A 21,999-nucleotide genomic window follows, 5' to 3' on the forward strand; every position below is an offset into this window, starting at 1 on the left:
GCAGTGTTGCTGTCCTGTGGCTTAGACCAATCCCTGCTCTGATATCGAGCGGGGATCTTTAGGATAATAATGGTTTGGTAATTGGGTTAATGGGCTGAAGCTGCGAGTATTTTTATAGGGCAGTTTCATATAACCGGCTACGCCGTATCCTTGGATATCGGCTAAATGAGCCAAAATGCGATCCAGGCTGGCACGAAAAGCGGCCTGGCGTCTGGGATTGAGCAGGGTAAAGTCACTGTGAATTTTCATATGGGTTGGCAGCACTTCAAAAATAATGCAGCCGGTATGATGTATGCGATTGAGGATGGCTAACTCCGCCATAATTGCGGGGGGCAAAACTAAGTTTTCATCCGGATCTTGTCCGTCTTCAAAATAAGAGTGTAATTTGGCGCTGTCATCCGGCACGGGGCCGTGGCTGAGTCGAAATGGTAACTGCTGACTGGCTGCGGCAGTGAAAGGTTGTTGTTCATGGCTGCGGCTAATATGTAAGGTGTCGCGGGCATTGAAAAAACAGGCTTTAAACGTCCCCTGTTTGCCGATGCCTCTGGCCAGGTTAATGATATTGCTCAGCAGTCGGTTAACGGGATGCAGCATACTGTCATCATGCAGCGCCAGATTGGAGTCCACCAAAATCTCCCCTGCCTGCCAGTGAATAACTAATCCGCCTAGAATGGGATAACGACCTAATTGACTGATGGCGGTGATAAATCCTTTTTCGGTATCGGCCATCCCGGCCAGCATATTGCGATAATAGTGGCCGACGGGCAATTCATCTTGCTGTGGTGCGCAGGGTGTAATGGCCGAATTATCTCGCAAAAATGAGGTGCGCGAGCTGTAGCTGACGGTATCAATTGCTGTTGGCGAATGCAGCCGCCAGAGCGGGACAGGGCTCTGACTCGGCGGCGCTGGCAGCGGTGGTAACAGGAGTTTTGCTGTGCGGGTCATGGCACGGATAAAGTAATCCCCAGCGCGATGCCTGAGTTTGGCGTCATGACTGAGCATACCACTAAGGATGTCGGCCAGTTCCCTTGGTAGCCCCAAGCTGGCTGGGGTGATGACTTCACTGCCAAAGCGGCTGGGTAAGCCGGCGGCCAAAGCATACAGTGTGCCTGCTACGCCTTGTTCATCAAATCTGGGATTGGACAGTGCGCCATTTAATTGCTCATCACCAATAAAATACACATCGCCTAATCGGGCATTGCTGGTGTGTTGCTCACTGCTGAGTAAGTTCATGATGTTACCGGCTACGGCTTGCCCGCGTTCATCACGCTGGGCGAAGACGGCTGACCCCCAGTCTATCAATGACAGATGCTGATTGCTGTTGTCCCACACCAGATTAGAGGGTTTGATATCACCGTGTACCAGAGGTGTCCCTTTGCGAAGATAGTCCAGAATATCTGCCAGTTGCCGAGCTATGGTCATGATTTTCCCGGGTGATAACGGGCCATGTCGGCGGCAATATTGAGCCAGATCTTCTCCGACGGCACGTTGCATCACCATAATGCCCTGACGGCCCAATTGTTCAAAACGGATTAACGCCGGAATATGGGGATGATTGATCAGCGATAGAATATGAGCTTCTTCTGCCAGCCGGTCCTGAATATGGTGTGGTAAGGTCAGCCGACAGAATTTAAATACGTGTTCTTGTCCGTTGCGGTTGTGCCCTGCAAAGACAAAGCCATAAGCGCCTTTTCCGATCAGCGTGACTGAATGGTAGCCAAGCTTCCCTAACTGTTGTCGGCATAATCGCAGCCAAGCCCGGTGTTTGCGGGCATCATTGGCCTTGAGCAGGTAAATGGACTGCTCTTCGGCAATATAAAACTGCTGTTGGGATAGGGTTGACACTCAAGCCACCTCTTTGGGACGCGTTTATGACCTTTGGTGGTGGTAACCCGCTGTGATGGTCACAGATACCTATGCCGGGTTGGGGTAAAATACACCAAGTTTGCGGTTAATATTTAAACAAAAGTTAGGTGCTTGGTGCAAATATCAGCAGCAGTGTCTGTACTGTGGAATTCGGCAAACCATTTGATGTAAATCAAGTTTGTTCAAGTTAGCTCTGGGTAATCTTGATTGTGAAATAATAACGCGATAGACAGAATTGGATCCCGGACAGGAGGGCTTATGACTGCCCCGGATAAAGCACAGTTAATAGAGTTATATGAATTTGCCCGTAAACGCGTGGTACAGTCGATGGAATTACGTCACTGTCCCCATGCTGGTTTTTACAATCCCACAGATGAGCAGTGTCTATTTTGTCATCAGGGGATGGAATGTGTCTGGATGAACCACAACGATGAATTGGTGTCATTGGCCGATAAATCTGTTGAGGAGTTAAAGCAGCAATTATTGATTGCAGTGGACTTTATTGACTCCAGTTTGACCCCGTATCATCTGTCCCGCCGACAGTGTCAGTGTGAAAATTGTGTCTGGCTGCGCAAAGTACAGGCAGTTCTTGGTGACAATTGATTAACATGATGATTTGCCAACTGATTCACATCTTTTGGTTGGTGTAATTTGAAATGGATCACACAAAAGATTAAGGTGGCAATTTAAAAAGCATGCGGTAACAGGCATGCTTTTTTATTTTCCGTGATAGGGGGCAATATGGACGCGACATTCTGGCATCAAAAGTGGCAATCCAGTCAAATTGGCTTTCATTTACCTGAGATTAATCCGCTGCTTACACGTTACTGGCAGCAAGTTTGCCAATCAAGTCGTGCCCCTGTGTTCGTGCCTTTGTGCGGCAAAAGTGTCGATATGTCCTACTTGGCCAGCTTGGGACACAATGTCATCGGGTGTGAGTTGAGCCAATTGGCGGTGGAGCAGTTTTTCCAAGAGCAGCAATTACCTTTTCATATGGCCGAGATGACGACCGGCTTGCGCTGCTATCAGGCTGAAAGTATCTCCCTGTATCAGGGCGATATGTTCATACTCGATAGTGATAAAACTGCGATGTGTTCACTGTTTTACGATCGGGCGGCATTGATCGCTTGGCCTGAACAGATGCGCCAGCGTTATGTGCGTAAGCTGATGGAGATGGTGCCCGCCGGAGCCCGTGGGTTATTGATTACACTGGACTATCCTCAAGACAGTTTACAAGGGCCGCCTTTTGCTGTCAGTGATGCTTGGTTGCAGCAGCATTTGTGCGATGGCTTTGAGATAACACAGCTCAGTTGTGACGATGTGCTGGCCGCTAACCCCAGATTTGTGAAAAGACAGGTGCCTTGGTTAACCGAATCTGCTTATCTGTTAGTTAGGCGCTAGTTTGGGCCATGAATACTCGCGTCAAAAGGCGTGTATTTTTGGTGGAGATGACTTCCAGGCCGGCACAGCATGATAAAACAAAGGCGCCTGATGGCGCCTTTGTTGTTATCTCACCTGTCACTTTGCTAGCCAAGCGCTAACAGAGCTGCGGGGTAGATTAGAAGTCGTAACGAACACCAACGGTGAAGACATTGTCATCTTTCAGATCAACTTTATTGGCACCATTATGGTAGCTGCCTTCATACAGTGCGTAGTGGCCATAAATCAGGGTAGATTTTGCCAAACGGTAATCGGCACCCAAGGTATATTGGTTAACTTTGAAATCTTTTTCTGCGGCCAGATTATTTTTGATCAGTTTCGCAGCATAAGCGCCTAAACCTGAATCGTCATAGCCATACTCAGCTTTCAGGTTAACACCGTTGAGGTTATAAACCACGTTGACAAAGTAGCTGTCGCCTTTAACGTCATTCATGGATTGAGATTTTGAATGCTGGTACAGGCCGCCAAGTTTGAAGTCAGCCAGTTTTACCTGACCAACGGCACGGTAGGCTTCAATGCCACTAATACCGGTATTGTAAGCTACTGCAGCATAGAAGTTTTGGGCTTTCAGTTTTTTGTCACCCGCGGTAGCGCTGATGGCATACATTGCGCTGCTGTCTGGAGCGCCGTTTGCGTGTTGACGATTATCCTGATTGTCTTCCACCAGATAGGTGGCATTTACTGTGACCAGATCGCCTAACTTAGGAGAGTAGTACCAGATACCATCTGCAGAGCGGGTTTGTGCAGCAACTAAACGGTCGATATCAGCATTGGTGTTGCCAAAAATATCCACACCGCCTTCAGCTTGTTTAAATACAGTATCATTACGGCCAACTAATACAGTACCGGCCTGGGTTTTCAGACCTAAGAAAGTATTACGGCTTGTAAATGGCTTTTTGGCACCGTCAACACCGGTATTTTCAACCCCGAACTCCATTTGGTAAATAACATCAAAACCCGCTGCGATATTCTCAGACCCTTTTACCCCTAGGTAGGAGAAGTTATTTTCAAAATAGGTTCCGCCGTTTTGCATATCGATGTTACTGGTTGTTCCCTGCAGGGTTGCACCATTGCTGGCATTGGTGACGGCCAGATCCAAACGGCCGTAAAAATCAGGGCCGGCAGCCAGAGCAGACGCTGAGGCCATTGCCAGTACAGATGCGATTGAGGCAGAGATAAAAGTCTTTTTCATTCGTTTTTGCTCCCTAAAACTTCCATTTGATTTGAATTTGTATTCAGCTGTGCTGCAGACATCCTGTCTGTAACAATTCCGGCGTCAATTCTCACAGGTTTAAATACAGAAGATTGTGTGGTACTTCATAGTTTTATGGATTAATCATGCTACCTAGATCACGGTGTTGTTGCGGCTAAATCGTCCGTTTTACGCTGAAATTACGGGCATTTGAGCGAAATAAATAAAATACTTAAATTCTTTTTAATCATTAGGTTAAAAATCTTGATAACAAATATATTTGAAATGTAGGTTGCCCAAATGTAGTTGCGACTAACAAATGTACAGCGCAACATCTGTGTCTGTTTGGATAAAAAATACACACACTTTTACTGTGATTGTGCAGAATGTAACTGTTTACACCTGTGGCTGTTTGTGGAGCATCGACAGAGAAATTGTTCATCAGCTATGGACGATTAAACGTGACTTGCTGCCCGTGACAGTACTTTAGGGTAGAATGCCCGGCTTATATTTGGGGCCGGGTGTTCAGTCGGCCGGTATTAGCGACAGAATTGGGGTTAAGAGTATGATGTCTGAGGGATATCAGAATCGGTTTGGTGGTATTGCGCGTTTGTATGGCCGCCAAGGATTGCATAATTTTCATCAGGCCCATGTCGCTGTGGTGGGAATAGGCGGTGTTGGCACTTGGGCGGCTGAAGCGTTAGCTCGTAGTGGTGTTGGACGAATTACCCTGATCGATTTAGACGATATCTGTGTTACCAATACCAACCGGCAAATTCATGCGCTGCGAAGTACTGTTGGGCAATCCAAAGTTGAGGTGATGGCTGAGCGTATTATGGCGATTAATCCGGACTGCCAAGTGGAGCAGATTGAAGATTTTATTACCCCAGATAATTTGGCCCAGTACTTTGTACCACCCAAAGCGGGAGGGAGTTTGGATTATGTCATTGATTGTATTGATGCGGTTAAGCCTAAGGCGGCGCTGATTGCTTGGTGTCGTCGACATAAAATTCGCATTGTCACCATTGGCGGCGCTGGTGGTCAGACAGATCCAACCCAAGTCAATATAACCGATTTGGCTAAAACCTATCAGGATCCTTTATTGGCAAAAGTGCGTAACTTGCTGCGGCGGGAATACCATTTTTCTAAAAATGTGCAGCGTCGATTTTCTGTCGATGCGGTCTTTTCTACCGAACAATTAACCTACCCTGCCGCCGATGGTGAGGTTTGCGCGGCAAAACCAGAAGCGGGTGGTACGATGCGGATGGATTGTGCTTCTGGTTTTGGTGCTGTGACGGTTGTAACCGGCACATTTGCCTTTGTCGCGGTTAGCCGAGTGCTGAAAAAACTTGCTGCACTTACAACTGATGAGTTGCAGGCTAATCGAACAACATCGATTTAACGCGATTGAGACTTAAGCACACTGCTATTGACCGTTTGAGCTCATAGCAGTGTGACACTATTATCTCGTTGGCTTTATTGTGAGCAACGAGCAATTTTTTCTTTGTTCTTTTCCTGACGTTAGTTTTCACTGACTGGTTTATTTCCAGCCCCCCTTTCGATAAGCACTTGCCCTTTTACTGATTTGCATGGGATGGAGCGTGACAGCTTTTGCCGGGCTTGGCTTTTTAGCTGTCAAAAAATTGCCTGAAAGATAGGGCGATACCAAATCGTAAGCTGCTGTATGAATGTAAAGCGGTCAGTATTTAGCTGATGAATACTCTTTTAATATAAGTGACTTATTGCTGGTGTCGTGGTTGATATTAGCGAGTCACTATCGGCATATTGGTTTGGACTTTCTGCTGGCGCGCTTTTTGCTCTATTTGTTCCACCTGAGTTTGATTTATTGAAATGGTGGAGATGACGATGTTGAAAATGAAATTCGCGGGCTTACCCGATATGGATACCGGCAAATTGGCATTTAACAGCATGTTGTGGCTGGTAACAGTTACTGTGGCATTACTGACGTTACCTGAGTCGCTACTCAGTCTGTTAGGGATCGGCAATTGGGTTAATCAGTATAATCATTTTATTGGTTTAGGCATGTTAGTCGGGCTGACTTACTTTGCGGCCAAAGTGATCAATATTTTGTTGGATGAAGCCATACGTTATTTGAGCAATAAACGGATAGAGGAGCATATTGAACTGAAAGTGAGTTTGTTGGATCTCTCCGAGCGTGCATTGTTGCGGGAATTTTTTTTACAGGGGGCAACGATAGTGACTCTGCCACAACAAGAGCCAGCAGTGCAGAGCTTATTGCAGTCAGGCATTATAGAATGTCTCGGGAATGAACAACCCCTGCATGTGCATGGCATCGGGGCTGATTATAAAATCAGCCTTAAGGCTCGTGGTCACCTCAATCGTCAGGTGTTGGGATTACCGCCTGGGCAGCCAAGCGCGGAGGAAATGCGGGCACTGATTAAAACTCGCCCGGCATTTATCAGTAATTTGATGCCAAGCCGTAAACATGCTGCCTAAATGTGGCGCATGGTTTGGTAGCGATTGTGAACTTAGCCATTATTGATTTTGTGGGGCGGACTTTTTGATAAACATCCATCCCAAATAACTAATAATGGCTAAGGTGGTAAAAATGACCGTCATAGACATCAATCCAATAGGGTTACCAAATAATAGTTCCAGCCAAAATGCCATCTATATGCCTCCTTTTGTTGATTCTTTATCAGTTTAGGAAAGCGTTAATCAAGCAAACCTGATCTAAATCAAGTGAAGTAGGTTAAAAAGTAAACTCATACATTTGGATGGTTTGGTGATTTTTAGGGTGGCGAATACAATTTCAACAGATTCGGTTCTAAAAATGTGCAAACGATTGTGATTAGGCAGAAAGTCTGCAAACAGGGCTTGTCAAAGCACATTGGCCATGTATAATTCACCACATCTTGAAGGGGACAGCTTCTTTAAGAAACAATATAATGCCAGAGTGGTGAAATTGGTAGACACAGGGGATTCAAAATCCCCCGCCCTTAAAAGCGTGTCGGTTCGAGTCCGACCTCTGGTACCAAACTTAAAAATCAGCCTAGAGCTGATTTTTTTGTATCTGGAGTTTAGGATTATTGAATCCAAGGGATTCCTGTTCATAACATCGGCCCGCGTTTAAAAGCATGACGGCTGGAGTCCGACCTCTGGTACCGAACTTAACAATCAGCCTAGCGCTGATTTTTTTGTATCTGGAGTTTAGGATTATTGAATCCAAGGGATTCCTATTCATAACATCAGCCCGCGTTTAAAAGCATGACGGCTGGAGTCTGAACTCTGATACTGAACTTAAAAATCAGCCTAGAGCTGATTTTTTTGTATCCGAAATTCAGCGAAGCTCTTTAGTTCGTCCTGTCTATAACTGATTCCGGTCAATATCCTGTCCTTTTTCTGACGAAATTCTCAGTGCATTATTCGTTGGCTCTAGTCGCGTTCGTAAATTCTTCCTTTAGAAAGCCAGCATTAACATTCTTTCTACTTTGTCGCTTTCCGGTACAGCTCCGGACTGATGAGAAAAACTTTGGACTCAAAATAGGCGTAAACGAGTCGGGCGGCCGCTGTTTCAATCCCCTGTGTCTGACCTGCTTTCACTGACTGTAATTTCCTTTGCCAGCTTGCAGCCAAGTACCATTGAGCCTGTTCAAAGACCAGCTTGTAGGGCTCTACTTCCATCATCACATTGGCTACGTTGAGCATGAGGGCTTGTTGCTGACTGATAGCCTGTATCAGCTTTCTGGTCAGTACAGGGTCTAATTGCTGCTCACTGGCTTTGAATAAGAGGGCAGAGTTAGGAAGCCGTCCTTCAACCTCGGTGGTTGGCAGTAGTTTATCCATACCCATTTGCTTCATAACTTGTTGTGCTGAAGTGTTACTCGGTCTAGGGAGATAGTCAGCGCTTAACCAGTAGTGATTGCCTTGCCTTTCAAGTGGCAGGTAGCCCCGACGGGTATTGAAGTCCCGCTGTAAAGTGCGCTCAGAGACATTAAATTCCTGACACAGTTCTATCAGTTTTAGCTTTTGGCCTCGAAGCAACCGAGTCAGGATGATGGCTAATCTCAAGGCGAGTTTGTCGTGTTCTTTCATGCCAATGATGTTAAATCCCCATGTCGTCAGGTTGTGTCGGTTTGAAATTTTGGTGCGGGGCTAGGGATTGGGCACAAAGAACTGACATTACTGGCATAGGACGACATGACATAACCTGTCGGGTAGAAAGGGGAAAATGTCGCCGTCAACGTGACAGACTAAATTTGGACGGAAAATATATGATTTTGGGTATTCGTAGTGTGGGTCTTGTAGCGGTTTTAAGTGCCGGTCTGATTTGCTCAACTGCTTTCGCTTGGGGTGATAGTGATCTTGTAAAGACGGTGAAAAGTCACGAATTGCAGAGTTGTGGTGGTAAAACGCTTCAGACAATAGTCGAAGGCTCAGCTAAGAATTTGGTGTGGACAGGCAAAGAGAACACTGGCAGTGGGAATTTGGTGAACATTGAGGGTAAATTCAAGAACAGCGGTGCATTAATGGCGATGCAATTTAAGGTTAATGATGATGACTCTCTGAATCTTCGATTAATGATGGTCAATGGCATGGTGCTATCACCATCAGATAGACTGTTCTATATCAATGAGATGTGCAAAGTCGTTCGATAGTATAAGAATTGAAAGAAATGGCTCTAAGCTCGTGAAAGCTTGGAGCCATTTTTTTTATGCTAGGACGGTGTGGGCAATAACAGTTTCTAAGCCTGTTAAGTAATCTTGGGATAAAATGTCTACACCTGTTTTGAAGTGTTGGAGAATCACCATTTCGATGACAGATAATGCTTCGAGTTGCTTTTGAGATAGTGACAGTGCTGTTAGCGCCGTATTGATTGTAGCGTCTTCTTCATGAGCTTCATGCTCCCAAATGATTGTCATAACGAGCTTTTTTAGTGGCAGCTTTAGTGTGGGCATAAATGTCTTTTGGGTATGTCAAATGGCTAGATAGTGTAACGCCATTTTTAGGGAAAATTGGGATAACGATGATGAGTAAATTTGAATTAGGTACTGAAGGTATAGGTGATGTACCAGATTATCTGGCTCAGGAAGGTTTAGAGCTTGCTGTTAGGTACTTTGAAGAGCAGGAAGTGGAGCCAGCAGAGTGTTATGCAGCTTATCAGTTGGATCGTGATTCGGAACTTGGTCAGGTTTGGTATGCAGCAGAAAAGGCGGCTAACAAGGTTATTGAGGGAAATCAGAGGTATGAGAATTCAATGATTGTGTTGGTAAATTTATACTGAATAATGGTGGGTCGTGAAGGATTCGAACCTTCGACCAATTGGTTAAAAGCCAACTGCTCTACCGACTGAGCTAACGACCCATTATTGGAGAGATTGTTAAAACATTGATAGTGGTGGGTCGTGAAGGATTCGAACCTTCGACCAATTGGTTAAAAGCCAACTGCTCTACCGACTGAGCTAACGACCCATCAATGCCGCGGATATTATCCTGTTCATTTTTCTTAAGCAAGAATAAATTGGGGTATAAAAATTGGTTGCTTGTTTTTTATTCTGCTGGGTCGGGTGGTTATTGTTTCTTGGTTTGATAGTAGCGTAGAGAAAAAGTATCGCTACTATCCTTTGAACGAGTTTATGCTTTAGATAGAAGCTATTTTTGCAAGCAGTTCTTTTGCAAGGTATCTTGCAGCAGGAAGCGCTACAGCATCCCCCATAGCTCTATAACCATCATTGTAACTTCCAGGTATGGAAAAAGAATCAGATGCTCCCATTAATCTGGCTGTTTCTCTGACAGTGAGTAATCGTATATTGAAATCCTTGCCATTATAAATTACCACAAACTGTCGACTGCTCCCTCCGCTTGGAGTGCGTAAACATCCCGCAATGCCATCGAATCTTAGTTCTAGAACTTGTTTCCCTTTTCGCATTCTTTTGTAACCGGGAAATACTTTTTGGCCATACTTAGTGCATTCCAACATTTTTTCTAGGTGTTGTTTAGGGATTAACTCTAAATGTTTTCGAGTCTTCTCATCATCAAAGACTGGTGCTTGAAAGTTGATAATTGCTTCAATCGTTGATGTTCGCTTGGGAGGTTGTGGTAAATTCCACCAAATCCAGTTAGATGTTAACTTTGCAACTTTCTTGATTGCATCATTGTGGCACCAAGTTGCATCATTACGTATAAAAGGATCGATGGGAATGCTTGACTTGACTCCTATGACGAAAATACGAGGTCTGGACTGTGGTACCCAGTTAATGGCATCCAATAACACAGTGCCAACATTGTAGCCTCTTTCTATTAAAGCTTCGTGTAAAGCTAAATAGTTTTCCCCATTTTTTGAAGTAATTAAACCAACAACGTTTTCAGCTACTACGACTTTGGGACGTTGTTTGACTTCATCAAGAACTCTTAGCCATTGCCATACCATTCCACTTCGTTTTGCGTTAATCCCATTTTGATTACCTGCAACAGAAAGGTCTTGGCAAGGGAAGCTTGCCCAAGATAATTCATGATTAGGTAGGTCATTACCATCGACTTGTTCAACCGAACCTAAGTGAAAAATATCTGAAGAGTGATTTGCCACAAAGACGTTGCTTTTTTTTTCACAAATATCATTTGCCCAAACAGTGCTAAAAATTCCTCTCATAGCCTCTGAAACTAAACCACTTCCAGCAAAGAAATCTGCACTTCTAGGCAAGTTTATATCACCGTTTGTTTTTGGGGACTGTTCGGAATTTATATGCTTAATAGAGGTTTTTTTGAGCATTTGCATGAGCCTTAATACTGTATTTACGTACAGTGATTTTGCACTAAAAAAATCGAGTTTGCTACTATATCTCAACTTTGTTGTTATTTCTCAAGAGATTCAAGGGCTGTGTTACAGATCTTTGTTGGATATTACTTTTTAGAAGTGCAACTGATTGTTTTTTAAATATTTAGTTTGACATTTCTATACGTTGAATTCAGTCTATTTTCTTTGTTTTTGAATATAAATATATAAGAAGAGACTTAGAATTATGTCTGTTTCTAAAATTGATGCGGCATATGTGTTTTATAAAACACATATTTTTAAGCCGGATTTATTTGAAATGCTTACTAGTCATGGATTGAAGGTTCCTGGCTCTGTGCCGTCTGTTTTGTGGGAGCTGTTTGGCTCGTTACTAACAGGTTGTAATGGTGCAGGAAATATAGGAGCTGATTTGCAGGGGTGGGAAGTAAAATCCTCAACCGAAGGATCATCTTATGAGTATCAATATCATCTGAATACAGGATTAAAAAAGCTACATGAGGATTGCGAGGTAAGTCATCTATTTTGTTCTTATGCTAGAGACTATAGTTCTGTTGAAGTTAGAGTTATTGCAGGTAAGGATTTAGCTGATAGTTATTTTAATAATTGGATAGCTGGATACTTGAAAAATTATGATCGGCAGGCAGATGGGGCTTCACGTAAGCAGCGATATCGAAAAAGTATTCCGTATGGATATGTTCAAAAAAATGGAATCGTTGTGCTGAGAATTGAAGAATGTGAGATGGTTTATAAGTGTGAAGAGGCTTTGAACCGTTTTAATTCTAGGGTAATTATTATTAAGGATCAGGTAACAACTCCTATTCATAGTTGATAAATTTACTCAGGATTTGTTGTCGCCACAGTAGAGTTCGTGCGGTAGATGATGCAGACTGGTGGGGAATTCAAGATTTTCAAAATCCTTTGCTCATAGCTGACTAGTTTACTCAGGATTTGTTGTCGTCACAGTAGAGTCCGTACAGTAGATAATGTGCTCGTGTGGGAAATTCAAGATTTTCAAAATCCCCCGCCCTTAAAAGCGTGTCGGTTCGAGTCCGACCTCTGGTACCAAACTTAAAAATCAGCCTAGCGCTGATTTTTTTGTATCTGGAGTTTAGGATTATTGAATCCAAGGGATTCCTATTCATAACATCAGCCCGCGTTTAAAAGCATGACGGCTGGAGTCTGAACTCTGATACTGAACTTAAAAATCAGCCTAGAGCTGATTTTTTTGTATCTGGAGTTTAGGATTATTGAATCCAAGGGATTCCTATTCCTAACATCAGCCCGCGTTTAAAAGCATGACGGCTGGAGTCTGAACTCTGATACTGAACTTAAAAATCAGCCTAGAGCTGATTTTTTTGTATCTGGAGTTTAGGATTATTGAATCCAAGGGATTCCTGTTCATAATATCAGCCCGCGTTTAAAAGCATGACGGTTCGAGTCCGACCTCTGGTACCAAACTTAAAAATCAGCCTAGCGCTGATTTTTTTGTATCTGAAGTTTGGGATTATTGAATCCAAGGGATTCCTATTCATAACATCAGCCCGCGTTTAAAAGCTCGAAGGCTTGAGTCTGAACTTTGGTACCGAACTTAACAATCAGCCTAGCGCTGATTTTTTTGTATCTGGAGTTTATGATTATTGAATCCAAGGGATTCCTGTTCAAAACATCGGCCCGCTCTTAAAAGTGTGACGGCTGGAGTCCGACCTCTGGTACCAAACTTAAAAATCAGCCTAGCGCTGATTTTTTTGTATCCGAAATTTCAGCGAAGCTCTTTAGTTCGTCCTGTCTATAACTGATTCCGGTTAATATTCTGTCCTTTTTCTGACGACATTCTCAATTCATTATTCGTCGTCTCTGGCCGCGTTCGTAAACACTTCCTTTAAAAGTTAGCAGTAACATTTTCTCTTCTTTGTCAGTTTCTGGTACTGCTCCGGACTGATGAGAAAAACTTTGGACTCAAAATAGATGCAAACGGGCCGGGCGGCCGCTGTTTGAATCCCCTGTGTCTGACCTGCTTTCGCTGACCCGTAATAACTTTAGTTTCCTCTATATATTACTCCTTTGCTTTCATTGAACAGTGAGGGAACTGAAATGCAAAAGAAATTAAGGTTTACCACTACGCGCGCATTCAACCCCGAAGTGCACCACTCGCTTCATTAAGCTGCTTTTCGTAATTCATCGAATACTACAGCAGGCTGTTTGAAACCAAGGCACTTTCTCGGACGTGAGTTAAGTGCTCGTTCGATGTCAGCAATTTGCTTATCCGTTACCGTGCGTAAATCAGTTCCCTTGCGGATATACTGCCGCAACAGACCATTGAAATTCTCATTCAACCCACGTTCCCATGATGAGTATGGGTTGGCGAAATAGATATCTACCTTCAGTGCTTGTGCAACCTTTTGATGGTCACAGAACTCGCTGCCATTGTCCGCTGTGATAGTGTGAACGTGACTGCGATACCGCCAAAGCATGCCTATCATGGCTCGGCTCACATCGGCTGCGCTTTTGGCGGGCACTTTACGGATTAGATACAGTTTGCTTTTGCGTTCAACCAAACTGACTATAGCGCCAGTGCCTTGTTTTCCCAACACCGTATCGGCTTCCCAATCACCTAATCGTGCTTTTTCGTCGACAACTGCCGGCCGGTGTTCAATACCTATGCGATTTGGAATGATAACCCGTTTCGCACGACAGCCTTTGCGGTATTTACGATGACCGCGTCTCAGCGCTTTATAGAGCTTTCCGCCACGCTGCTTGTCCTGCTGAACAAAGCCATAAATCCATGCATGACTGACAGGGTAACCGATAAGTTGACCTACGCCCGCGATTTGTTCTGGACTCCACTTTTGCTTCAGTCCGAACTCAACGAAAGTGACGGTCGTTACAGACACTCGATTTTTGGCAGCCTGGCAGCGGCGCTTAACTGTCTTGGCCTGTGCAACTTCAGGCAAATAATGATTGTCACGAATACGGTTACGACGAACCTCTCTACTCACCGTGCTGTGGCTCACTTTTAAGCGTTTGCCGATTGCTCGATAGCTGAAGCCCTCGCGTAGGTAGGCTTCGATCTGGTATCGTTGCCCTTCGATCAACTGCTTGTAACTCATGGTAATGACTTCTATTTGTTTGGCGACGATAGAGTACCACCTACAGGCAGTTGATCTCTTCTTACCGTTTAACCATGAGTGGTGCACTTATTATCTGAATTCAAGCGTTATTAAAATCGCTACCTGCCAATCCAGTTGAAGCCGCTGCGACAGAGCTGGAATTTTCAGATACTGACGTGATCGGGCTGAAATGCCTATCAAGAAAGATGGGCAGTAAATGATTGTTACTGAAATATACCTTTAATGGTAAAAAGCAATCCATTGCTATTGGGTGTTTTCCAGATGTGGATATCACGACTGTCTGCAAGGTTGCCTGACAATATAAAGCTGATATTGCACTGGGCAAAAATCCAAAACAAGCGTGTGATACCATCAAAAGTATGCCAATGGTAAAGGTTTGTTTGACGATACTTATGCCTTGTTATGCGCGCCGGCGTAACCAAACATGGTTGGCTGATAACTCAATATGTTATTCGGCTATTTTTTATCAATCAGGCTTTTTTACTTATATGGCTCGACATAGAAAATATAATTACAAGCGCGGCTATGTAAGTAATGATCTGAATCATATATGGTTTTTCAGCATAACCAAAGATAACATGAGCAAACAGCGCGATCGGGTTCGAATGATGGTCAAAGTACGCTGAGGTATCCCATACTTGGAATGAGCCTAATGTCAGATACTTGGCTTTTACTAACTTACTTACAGCGTTGGCATACATTCCAGCAGCTAGAAATGTCATTAAAAAACTAAATGTATTAAAGACTTTTGAAATATTTACTCGAATCAAGCCAAGATACATCATTACACCAATAATACCAGCTGAAACAGCCCCGCCTAGCGCTCCAATAGCAATATTGATTGTTCCAATTGAATTGTCATTGGCCATCAGTCCCAGTGTAAACAGTACAATCTCAGCTCCTTCTCTTACGATAGTGAGTAATGCAACTAAGCCAAGACTTTTGACGGCATTGCCAGCATTCACTTTTTCTTTAATATCTGTTGCCATCTTACGTCCTTGTATCTTCATCCAGATGACCGTATAAGCAATTAAGGTTGCAGCAAATATCAGAATTAAAAAATTAGTAATTTTATTTTGAATAAGACTCGAAATGAAATCACTAGATAAAGCCATAACACCAAGCGTAAGTGAGATAACAAGGCCAATCCCAGTTCCCCCTAGTATCCATTTTTTGCTATCTGTAGTTCCTTTTGTTGCTGCGAGTAAAAGTGAAACAACAAGAGCCATTTCGAACCCTTCTCGGAACGTAATAATAAAGCTATCAAACATAGGTATATCTCAGGTGAAAGCAAATGAGATTGAATGCTATTCTCAAATTCGACTTTGTTCAATAGTTTGGCTGTGAAGTATTTGGGGTTGATTTGGTGTTTAAATGTGATCTTTAAGTTTTTATTATTATTAGTGTATGATATTCATAATTAAAATTTAGCAGTAACTGCTGTTTTTGCTCTATATAATTTCTGTTTTTCGTGAATTTATTATAGTGATAGTATAAAAATTACAAATGGTTACTTACTTGATGAACATTGTTGGGGAACAATATGATGGATGCTTCATCAATATTATTGGCTCATTTGGGGAGCTTGTAGCCGATTTTAGTAGAGATCTTTTCTATTATTTTAGAATTGTTTTATTTTTATTCTATTTACTCATATTGAATAGCATATCACTATGATTTATATCTATTACATTGTGTAGTGCTCCTTTGTGAAGGATATTTCTTCATCGTTGCTCTTATTTTCCGCCCGATTATCTGCTGCTGACTTTTGGTATCCGAAATTCAGCAAAGCGCTTTAGCAGTGCTAACCATAGTTAATTTCGGTTAGTATCCTGTTCTTGTCTCTGACAAAAACCTTATTGCATTATTCGTCGTTTCTGGTCGAGTTCGTAAACTTTTCCTGTAAAAAAATCGGCATTAACATTCTCTTTGTTTTGTTAGTTACCAGTATCTGACATTATGGGAAGGTATACTGGCGCTATTTTTTGAGGTGGATAGGAGGTGGATAATCTAGCAAATTCACAATGATTTGATGAGTTATCTCAATGCTAAAGAGAGCTATCACTGAACCTATAGTGTTTATGGCTCAGGATAACTCTTAGTGATAAAGGCTTTGTGTTAATCGATTTTATTGTGGTCGTTTTTCATTCCAACGGTAACAGGCTCCGCCTTTATTACATTGATTGGCATCGCGACAGGTTTGCTCTCGAGTAAAGCTGTTGGTATCAAACCAAGTCCAACGTCCTTGATGATTGCGCCATAAATGCTGACAAACGCCAATATCTTCAGAATTTGTCCAGCGATAGCAGGCGCCACCACTTTGACAACGGTTTGCAGCCCAACAACTACTAGGATTTTTAAATCTGTTTGCCCAATAGGAACCGCCATTCCAACTCCAGCGGCCATTTAACCATTGTAAATGTTCACACCTTCCCCAGTTTGGAGTAAAGCTAGATGCATTATCAGCATCAAACAACTTTCTGCTTGAATTACAGCGTCCACCTATGCATTGGAATAATACGCCTAACGCAGCGAAAGAGATGCCACTTCCTGAACCGTGATCGACATTTGGTAATTCACCAGCAGCTCCACCGATAGTGCAATTCCCTACGGAAAGCATATTTTGATCAAAACTTTCTTCCGGTGTCGTTGGCAGTGATGGAGATAAAGTAAATACTACCGCTTCTGTTAAATGAGGATAACTGGCCGGTGCGTATAATCTCAAAGCCTGTTCCAACGTCGCGGGTGTCTGAATATCAGTAGTTACCCTTTGAGTAAACTGCTGTAATGTTGTTTGAGGTGATTCAGCTGATGGAATAAGGTGTAAACCAGTTGCAGTTCTGACTAAAGAAAGCGCGTGGCCAACTTCTTGTCCCTGTTGATTCACTAGGCTGTAGGTAAGAATAAACATTGTTCCTACAGGACTATTTCTCATCGTATTTAACATCGCTTGATATTCAAAATATCCTAATTCGCGAAGACGATTGTAATAAACTCTGGAATTAATAGTGAGTCCTGAACCACCCAGCATGGTGGATAAAACATTACTGGCAAGATGCTGAGCAGAGAGCACCTCATCGCGGGGAGTATTTAATGGATCAAATTGTCCTGGATTTATATCATCAAATATCTGTCTGAAATTAGAGAATGCTGCTGGATATCTAGTTCGAAAACTATCAAGAGATGTCGTTCGAGGGGAGAGGGTGAAAAACTGTGGACTGGCAGTTATGATTGGAGGCATGTTACCGTGTCGATGCATTTCCAATACCATTTCAATAGCGTGGAGAAAACAAGGTCCACAGGTGCCAGCAGCAACACTTCCACCAGGATGCGTTGATATTTTATATAATCGAGATAGCCATAAATTAATATTGAAATTAGCTGGTAATCTCAACATGCTGCTATTATCGGGTGGGTTAGTAAAGGTGCCTGGACTGGGACAGATATTATTCCTTAATGAACCAAAATAGTTTCCGGAAATATAGCTCTGCCTACCAATTGTTTCACCTGCATCGTTGAATACATAGAGCGGTTTAAACCGATCTGGAACTTGTTTTAGATTATTTGGTTTTATTGTAAATCCGGTACCTATATCAATACCGCCAGCTCTTTCTACACCGAAGATATTGCCATTTACATCTTCGATTTCAAGTATAAAACTTTTTTGGTTTAGTTGGCCATTGACACTGGATGTTATATTCCACTTCAGTGGTAGTGGTGTAATACCATCAGCATACTTATCAGGACATTGTTGAAAGCTGATAAATTCACTATCTTTAGTACTCCCGATCATATTTGAGCGAAGACAGTATTGCTTTCCGTCAGGCATGATGGTTGATATTTGCTTGTTGGCAGGATTGTAACGTAATGTTCCATTACTAATTTTTCCATCTTTTCCCAAGATGCGATTATAGGATTTAGCATTGTATGAATAATGAAAGTTAAAATCATATGAAAGTGTCATTGGCGGTGGAACAAGGGCAAATAATATTTGTCTTCCCGTTACTTTTAAATCATATAAATTACCTGTATTAGCTGATGTTGCTAAAAACCAATTGATTTCTTGTAATCGATTTCCTGTATGTTGATTAACCATTTGCTGAGTTTGATTATTATATTTCCATATCTGCCTAGTATTATTTATTGAACAAGGTTTTAATTCAATATAGTAATAAGTATTTCTATTACTCGTTGCTGTATCAGTCATGCAAAGGAATCTATCATCATTATTATTATCAGTAATAGATGTGGAGATATGACCCTGCACATCATATCTCCACGTGTATGTAATACAGTCTAGACTATCTGCTCTTGCAGCTTCATAAGCATAATAAACATTGTCTTTTGATGATAAATATGGAGAAACACAGTAAGTATTATTGTTTCTAAGTAAGACTTCAAAATTTGAATCTACAGGACTATCTGTTTTTTCTGGTTCTATAGTTGCTGATGAGTAAGATGAAAACATTAAAAGTAATAGACAAAAAAATAAATTAAATCGCCTGATGTTATATAAGTTATACATACGCTACACCACCTTTTTGACTAAATCCCTAAATTTAGTGGTTAATTGCATAAGTGATTGTAATATTTTGGTTATTATTATGAAACTGGTTGTTTTATCAAACCACAATTAAAGGTATAGGGTTACATGCAGATGCTCAATGATATTGGTGTAATAATAAATTTGTTTTTATTATAAATTAAAATGTTATATAAAACTAATTGAATAATATATCTCTTGTAGTTCTTATAAAAATATGACTTCTGTTGGAGACATTTAGAAACTCATTATTCAGTCATTTCGGTAACCATATGAAAAAATAAACTATTTATTTGCGTGAGTATAAACTGAAGAGAAATAAAGTAATATGATGATTTTCTTGATGTGTAGAAATGGATTTATCTTGTTATTTTTGTAATCAATATGTTGGTTGAATTATTGAGTATTAGTATTGATTCTTAAAAATCTATTTTATTTTGCCTGTATGATATTGTAGCTCTGACAATCTTTAATGTCTTAGCATGTTTCATGGCCCGTAAATGCAATACAATATTAAGCTAGTGTGATTGGTTAAAATGAGTAATAAAGATGAAAAATGTATTGCTGGCTGCGGGTGTTATGGTTGCTTTGGTTGGTTGTCATTCTGGTAATGATGAACAGAAAGCGACGTCTAAAGTTGAGCAGCCTACCCCCGTTGCTGAATCTGCTCAGCAACTACCGACAATTCCAGCCGTATCGAATAAGCCAATTCCTGCTTGGGTGTATCAACAAAGTAAAGTGACGGCTCCAATGGGGAATGTACAGATTGCGGGTAAAACTTATACTGCGACTAACTTCTGTAAGCCCCATGATTGTGGCGGCAATTTTATGATTACTTTGACTGCTGATAATACCGCCGGCGTCTCTTTGGTTGTTGCTGTGGAAGATGTCGATGCAGCGATTATTACGCCAAGTAAATATGCTACTTACTGGTTTATGGGCAACCCTTCTCACGCTGAGCAGCAAATGCTGGTTAAGCTACTGAATGAAAACCCTAACTGGCAGTAATTATCTTCAGGTTTGTTCAGGTAAAGAGGATATTTGAGCCTATTCGCGAATAGCCATGTTAAATGGCTATTTTGTCGCAGTTCAATCCTGCTGCAGTAGATGATTGTCACAGGTTGCTGTGATAGCATCTGCGGCCAGTTTTATGAAGTGGTGGGCAAGCTGGGTTGTCACACTCTTTTGCGGCAAAGGGGACGATGGAATAATCATGCTGTTGATGATCGATAACTATGATTCTTTTACTTTTAATCTGGTGCAGTATTTTCAGCAGTTGGATCAGGATGTGCTGGTTAAGCGCAATGATGAAATCAACCTCAGTGACATCCGTCGTTTAAACCCTGCGCATTTGGTTATTTCTCCCGGCCCCTGCTCACCTAATGAGGCGGGAATTTCGTTGGCGGCGATTGCTGAATTTGCCGGTGAAATTCCATTATTAGGGGTATGTCTTGGTCATCAGGCTATTGGGCAGGTTTTTGGTGCTAATGTTGTCCGAGCCCGTCGGGTTATGCATGGTAAAACCAGTCGTATCAGTCACAATGGCGGCGGGGTATTTGCTGGGCTGGCTAATCCATTACAGGTGACCCGTTATCACTCATTACTATTAGATAGAGTGCCGGAGCATTTTCATTTAGATGCTTGGTTTGATGATCCCAACTGTGGCCGGGAAATTATGGGCATGAGCCATAGTCAGCTGCCCGTCTATGGTGTGCAGTTTCATCCAGAGTCTGTGCTTACCCTGCAGGGACACGAGTTACTGCAGAACTTTTTGCAAAAATAAAAGAAAGTACCCTAGGTGATATAGTTACCTTTTTTATCGGTAACACGCCTAATGTGAGGCGCTATTCAGGTTAGCACTGGTAACTGATCCCCAGATTCATTTGCTAAAGAGACGCTTGGTTTTTGACATCGAGTTCACTGTTGTTATAAAAGCGGTGGTAAACGTATTGTCCTTAGGGTCTGTTGACGTTTCGTGATTAAATTTCATGCCTATGCACTTTGCTCAGCATGAGTTCATAGGTGAATGAAAAATAGCTATATTTAACAGCCGCATAGGAATTTGTTTTTCTATTCTTCTGCGATTTTCTTTCGGCGTCACTCTGGCTTCGTGATGCTGGGTTTTATCAATGATAGTCAATGCACGTAGCCCATCTGAGCGAACATATTGATTGGGGAGAATATGCGCTTGCACAAATTGCTCGACACTTTGGTGGCTGATACGGTTAACAGCCTGCATGGCAATATAGCCGGCTCGTTCACCTTGGGTTTCAACGGCCACAATTATCGGTGTTTTCCCTGCCGCGCCTCGACCACGTTTACCTTTTTGTTTGCCGCCAACCAAGCAATCATCCAATTCTATGTTGCCAGATAACCAATACAGTCTGTCTCTGTGCCCCATTGCGATACGCAATTTTTTCAGTATCAACCTTGCCGTTCGCCAGTTAACTTCAATGAGCTTTTTGAGCCGTAATGCTGATATTCCGCCTTTGTCTGACCCTATAAAATAAATGGCCGTAAACCATTTAGACAGCGGGATATGCGTGCCGTGAAACAGCGTGTCAGATGTCACAGATGTTTGCTTATGGCACTGACAGCATTCATAAAGCTCACGGGTATGGATTTGATAGGCTTGACGATGACCACATTTAGGGCAGATAAATCCATCCGGCCATCGCTGCATTTTCAGGTAATCAAGACAGGCATTTTCTGAATAAAATTGACGTTGCCAATCTATAAACGCCTAGTTATTCTAAGCAAGAATCGCTCAACAAAGAGTAAAACGCTTTTAGCCGAACCCTGCGGGCAGCGTTTGAGGCGCCTTTCTACTGCGTTATCGGCTTATTAGGTAGCGCAACTACCTATCAAAGCCTCTGCCTTGTATAAAGCATCCTCAAATCGCTGCAAAAACAAACTTGAAAGGTCAACAGACCCTAGTCATGAATGCTGGCGTTGACCATTGAATTTCCGCCGAAAGCGCCTTTTTTAAGTACATCCTAATAATCATTAAGCAGATTCCCCAGATTCTTGATTGTTAGCTAGAACACCCGCAGTGC

General features: G+C 42.4%; 19 protein-coding genes and 3 tRNA genes. 10 read left to right on the top strand and 12 right to left on the bottom strand.

Translation table 11 applies throughout. From position 1 onward, the window contains the following. Positions 1-21: 21 nt before the first annotated feature. Positions 22-1,845, bottom strand: a complete 1,824-nt coding sequence (locus NFHSH190041_RS03530) for a protein kinase domain-containing protein (protein WP_261923933.1) — start codon at positions 1,843-1,845, stop codon at positions 22-24. A 279-nt stretch (positions 1,846-2,124) separates the two neighbouring features. Here NFHSH190041_RS03530 and NFHSH190041_RS03535 point away from each other — a divergent pair, with 279 nt between their 5' ends. Continuing rightward, positions 2,125-2,469 carry a hypothetical protein gene (locus NFHSH190041_RS03535; RefSeq protein ID WP_261923934.1) on the top strand — a complete coding sequence of 115 codons (345 nt, stop codon included), beginning with the start codon at positions 2,125-2,127 and terminating at the stop codon, positions 2,467-2,469. Positions 2,470-2,607: 138 nt separating this feature from the next. Then, entirely contained in the window at positions 2,608-3,267 is a 660-nt protein-coding gene (locus NFHSH190041_RS03540; RefSeq protein WP_261923935.1) for a thiopurine S-methyltransferase, read from the top strand. Between the two features lie 157 nt (positions 3,268-3,424). Here NFHSH190041_RS03540 and NFHSH190041_RS03545 read toward each other — a convergent pair whose 3' ends face one another. Next, entirely contained in the window at positions 3,425-4,498 is a 1,074-nt protein-coding gene (locus tag NFHSH190041_RS03545) for a porin (RefSeq protein ID WP_261923936.1), read from the bottom strand. 568 nt (positions 4,499-5,066) lie between these two features. Between NFHSH190041_RS03545 and tcdA the strand changes: the two genes are divergently transcribed. Both tcdA and NFHSH190041_RS03555 read left to right on the top strand, forming a co-directional pair. After that, positions 5,067-5,900, top strand: a complete 834-nt coding sequence (tcdA, locus tag NFHSH190041_RS03550) for a tRNA cyclic N6-threonylcarbamoyladenosine(37) synthase TcdA (protein ID WP_261925024.1) — start codon at positions 5,067-5,069, stop codon at positions 5,898-5,900. Between the two features lie 464 nt (positions 5,901-6,364). Further along, positions 6,365-6,976 carry a superinfection exclusion B family protein gene (locus NFHSH190041_RS03555; protein ID WP_261923937.1) on the top strand — a complete coding sequence of 204 codons (612 nt, stop codon included), beginning with the start codon at positions 6,365-6,367 and terminating at the stop codon, positions 6,974-6,976. A gap of 39 nt (positions 6,977-7,015) precedes the next feature. Here the strand turns inward: NFHSH190041_RS03555 and NFHSH190041_RS03560 are convergent, their stop codons facing one another. After that, entirely contained in the window at positions 7,016-7,150 is a 135-nt protein-coding gene (locus NFHSH190041_RS03560) for a DUF3149 domain-containing protein (RefSeq protein WP_261923938.1), read from the bottom strand. 280 nt (positions 7,151-7,430) lie between these two features. Here NFHSH190041_RS03560 and NFHSH190041_RS03565 point away from each other — a divergent pair. Continuing rightward, positions 7,431-7,517: transfer RNA gene (locus tag NFHSH190041_RS03565), tRNA-Leu, on the top strand. Positions 7,518-7,966: 449 nt separating this feature from the next. On the opposite strand, the gene NFHSH190041_RS03570 is transcribed toward NFHSH190041_RS03565, so the two are convergent. Beyond that, the gene (locus NFHSH190041_RS03570) at positions 7,967-8,575 is read right to left on the bottom strand and encodes a DeoR family transcriptional regulator (protein ID WP_261923939.1); all 609 of its coding nucleotides are present in this window, start codon (positions 8,573-8,575) and stop codon (positions 7,967-7,969) included. A gap of 179 nt (positions 8,576-8,754) precedes the next feature. On the opposite strand from NFHSH190041_RS03570, the gene NFHSH190041_RS03575 reads away from it, so the two are divergent. Further along, the gene (locus tag NFHSH190041_RS03575; protein ID WP_261923940.1) at positions 8,755-9,138 is read left to right on the top strand and encodes a hypothetical protein; all 384 of its coding nucleotides are present in this window, start codon (positions 8,755-8,757) and stop codon (positions 9,136-9,138) included. Between the two features lie 54 nt (positions 9,139-9,192). Here the strand turns inward: NFHSH190041_RS03575 and NFHSH190041_RS03580 are convergent, their stop codons facing one another. Beyond that, a complete protein-coding gene (locus NFHSH190041_RS03580; RefSeq protein ID WP_261923941.1) occupies positions 9,193-9,438 on the bottom strand; it encodes a hypothetical protein in 246 nt (81 codons plus the stop codon). Between the two features lie 2 nt (positions 9,439-9,440). On the opposite strand from NFHSH190041_RS03580, the gene NFHSH190041_RS03585 reads away from it, so the two are divergent. After that, the gene (locus NFHSH190041_RS03585) at positions 9,441-9,764 is read left to right on the top strand and encodes a hypothetical protein (RefSeq protein WP_261923942.1); all 324 of its coding nucleotides are present in this window, start codon (positions 9,441-9,443) and stop codon (positions 9,762-9,764) included. 4 nt (positions 9,765-9,768) lie between these two features. Here the strand turns inward: NFHSH190041_RS03585 and NFHSH190041_RS03590 are convergent. The 3 genes from NFHSH190041_RS03590 to NFHSH190041_RS03600 form a co-directional block, all read right to left on the bottom strand. After that, positions 9,769-9,844 (bottom strand) — tRNA-Lys (locus NFHSH190041_RS03590). A gap of 31 nt (positions 9,845-9,875) precedes the next feature. Continuing rightward, positions 9,876-9,951, bottom strand: a tRNA-Lys gene (locus tag NFHSH190041_RS03595). A 169-nt stretch (positions 9,952-10,120) separates the two neighbouring features. Beyond that, on the bottom strand, positions 10,121-11,248 hold the full coding sequence (locus NFHSH190041_RS03600) for a DNA cytosine methyltransferase (RefSeq protein ID WP_261923943.1): 1,128 nt from the start codon (positions 11,246-11,248) through the stop codon (positions 10,121-10,123). A gap of 250 nt (positions 11,249-11,498) precedes the next feature. On the opposite strand from NFHSH190041_RS03600, the gene NFHSH190041_RS03605 reads away from it, so the two are divergent. Next, positions 11,499-12,101: a hypothetical protein gene (locus NFHSH190041_RS03605; protein WP_261923944.1), complete on the top strand. Its 603-nt coding sequence runs from the start codon at positions 11,499-11,501 to the stop codon at positions 12,099-12,101. 1,327 nt (positions 12,102-13,428) lie between these two features. On the opposite strand, the gene NFHSH190041_RS03610 is transcribed toward NFHSH190041_RS03605, so the two are convergent. From NFHSH190041_RS03610 to NFHSH190041_RS03620, 3 genes are all read right to left on the bottom strand, one after another. Beyond that, the gene (locus NFHSH190041_RS03610; protein WP_261921717.1) at positions 13,429-14,379 is read right to left on the bottom strand and encodes an IS30 family transposase; all 951 of its coding nucleotides are present in this window, start codon (positions 14,377-14,379) and stop codon (positions 13,429-13,431) included. A gap of 491 nt (positions 14,380-14,870) precedes the next feature. Then, positions 14,871-15,671, bottom strand: a complete 801-nt coding sequence (locus tag NFHSH190041_RS03615; protein ID WP_261923945.1) for an FTR1 family protein — start codon at positions 15,669-15,671, stop codon at positions 14,871-14,873. An 857-nt stretch (positions 15,672-16,528) separates the two neighbouring features. Beyond that, the gene (locus tag NFHSH190041_RS03620) at positions 16,529-18,925 is read right to left on the bottom strand and encodes a DUF1561 domain-containing protein (protein ID WP_261923946.1); all 2,397 of its coding nucleotides are present in this window, start codon (positions 18,923-18,925) and stop codon (positions 16,529-16,531) included. A 567-nt stretch (positions 18,926-19,492) separates the two neighbouring features. Between NFHSH190041_RS03620 and NFHSH190041_RS03625 the strand changes: the two genes are divergently transcribed. Continuing rightward, positions 19,493-19,951, top strand: coding sequence for an inhibitor of vertebrate lysozyme family protein (locus tag NFHSH190041_RS03625; RefSeq protein WP_261923947.1), 459 nt, complete (start codon positions 19,493-19,495; stop codon positions 19,949-19,951). 205 nt (positions 19,952-20,156) lie between these two features. Further along, the gene (locus tag NFHSH190041_RS03630; protein ID WP_261923948.1) at positions 20,157-20,726 is read left to right on the top strand and encodes an anthranilate synthase component II; all 570 of its coding nucleotides are present in this window, start codon (positions 20,157-20,159) and stop codon (positions 20,724-20,726) included. 222 nt (positions 20,727-20,948) lie between these two features. Here NFHSH190041_RS03630 and NFHSH190041_RS03635 read toward each other — a convergent pair whose 3' ends face one another. Continuing rightward, positions 20,949-21,680, bottom strand: a complete 732-nt coding sequence (locus NFHSH190041_RS03635; protein ID WP_261925025.1) for an IS1595 family transposase — start codon at positions 21,678-21,680, stop codon at positions 20,949-20,951. Between the last annotated feature and the right edge of the window lie 319 nt (positions 21,681-21,999).

The sequence above is a fragment of the Shewanella sp. NFH-SH190041 genome, assembly GCF_024363255.1.
Taxonomy (GTDB): Bacteria; Pseudomonadota; Gammaproteobacteria; order Enterobacterales; family Shewanellaceae; genus Shewanella.

What these genes read in the sequence shown, in the direction of transcription:
- NFHSH190041_RS03535 (WP_261923934.1), top strand. Translation starts at nt 2,125, where the DNA reads ATGACTGCCCCGGATAAAGCACAGTTAATAGAGTTATATGAATTTGCC.
- NFHSH190041_RS03540 (WP_261923935.1), top strand. Translation starts at nt 2,608, where the DNA reads ATGGACGCGACATTCTGGCATCAAAAGTGGCAATCCAGTCAAATTGGC.
- NFHSH190041_RS03545 (WP_261923936.1), bottom strand. Translation starts at nt 4,498, where the DNA reads ATGAAAAAGACTTTTATCTCTGCCTCAATCGCATCTGTACTGGCAATG.
- tcdA (WP_261925024.1), top strand. Translation starts at nt 5,067, where the DNA reads ATGTCTGAGGGATATCAGAATCGGTTTGGTGGTATTGCGCGTTTGTAT.
- NFHSH190041_RS03555 (WP_261923937.1), top strand. Translation starts at nt 6,365, where the DNA reads ATGTTGAAAATGAAATTCGCGGGCTTACCCGATATGGATACCGGCAAA.
- NFHSH190041_RS03560 (WP_261923938.1), bottom strand. Translation starts at nt 7,150, where the DNA reads ATGGCATTTTGGCTGGAACTATTATTTGGTAACCCTATTGGATTGATG.
- NFHSH190041_RS03570 (WP_261923939.1), bottom strand. Translation starts at nt 8,575, where the DNA reads ATGAAAGAACACGACAAACTCGCCTTGAGATTAGCCATCATCCTGACT.
- NFHSH190041_RS03575 (WP_261923940.1), top strand. Translation starts at nt 8,755, where the DNA reads ATGATTTTGGGTATTCGTAGTGTGGGTCTTGTAGCGGTTTTAAGTGCC.
- NFHSH190041_RS03580 (WP_261923941.1), bottom strand. Translation starts at nt 9,438, where the DNA reads ATGCCCACACTAAAGCTGCCACTAAAAAAGCTCGTTATGACAATCATT.
- NFHSH190041_RS03585 (WP_261923942.1), top strand. Translation starts at nt 9,441, where the DNA reads ATGTCTTTTGGGTATGTCAAATGGCTAGATAGTGTAACGCCATTTTTA.
- NFHSH190041_RS03600 (WP_261923943.1), bottom strand. Translation starts at nt 11,248, where the DNA reads ATGCTCAAAAAAACCTCTATTAAGCATATAAATTCCGAACAGTCCCCA.
- NFHSH190041_RS03605 (WP_261923944.1), top strand. Translation starts at nt 11,499, where the DNA reads ATGTCTGTTTCTAAAATTGATGCGGCATATGTGTTTTATAAAACACAT.
- NFHSH190041_RS03610 (WP_261921717.1), bottom strand. Translation starts at nt 14,379, where the DNA reads ATGAGTTACAAGCAGTTGATCGAAGGGCAACGATACCAGATCGAAGCC.
- NFHSH190041_RS03615 (WP_261923945.1), bottom strand. Translation starts at nt 15,671, where the DNA reads ATGTTTGATAGCTTTATTATTACGTTCCGAGAAGGGTTCGAAATGGCT.
- NFHSH190041_RS03620 (WP_261923946.1), bottom strand. Translation starts at nt 18,925, where the DNA reads ATGTATAACTTATATAACATCAGGCGATTTAATTTATTTTTTTGTCTA.
- NFHSH190041_RS03625 (WP_261923947.1), top strand. Translation starts at nt 19,493, where the DNA reads ATGAAAAATGTATTGCTGGCTGCGGGTGTTATGGTTGCTTTGGTTGGT.
- NFHSH190041_RS03630 (WP_261923948.1), top strand. Translation starts at nt 20,157, where the DNA reads ATGCTGTTGATGATCGATAACTATGATTCTTTTACTTTTAATCTGGTG.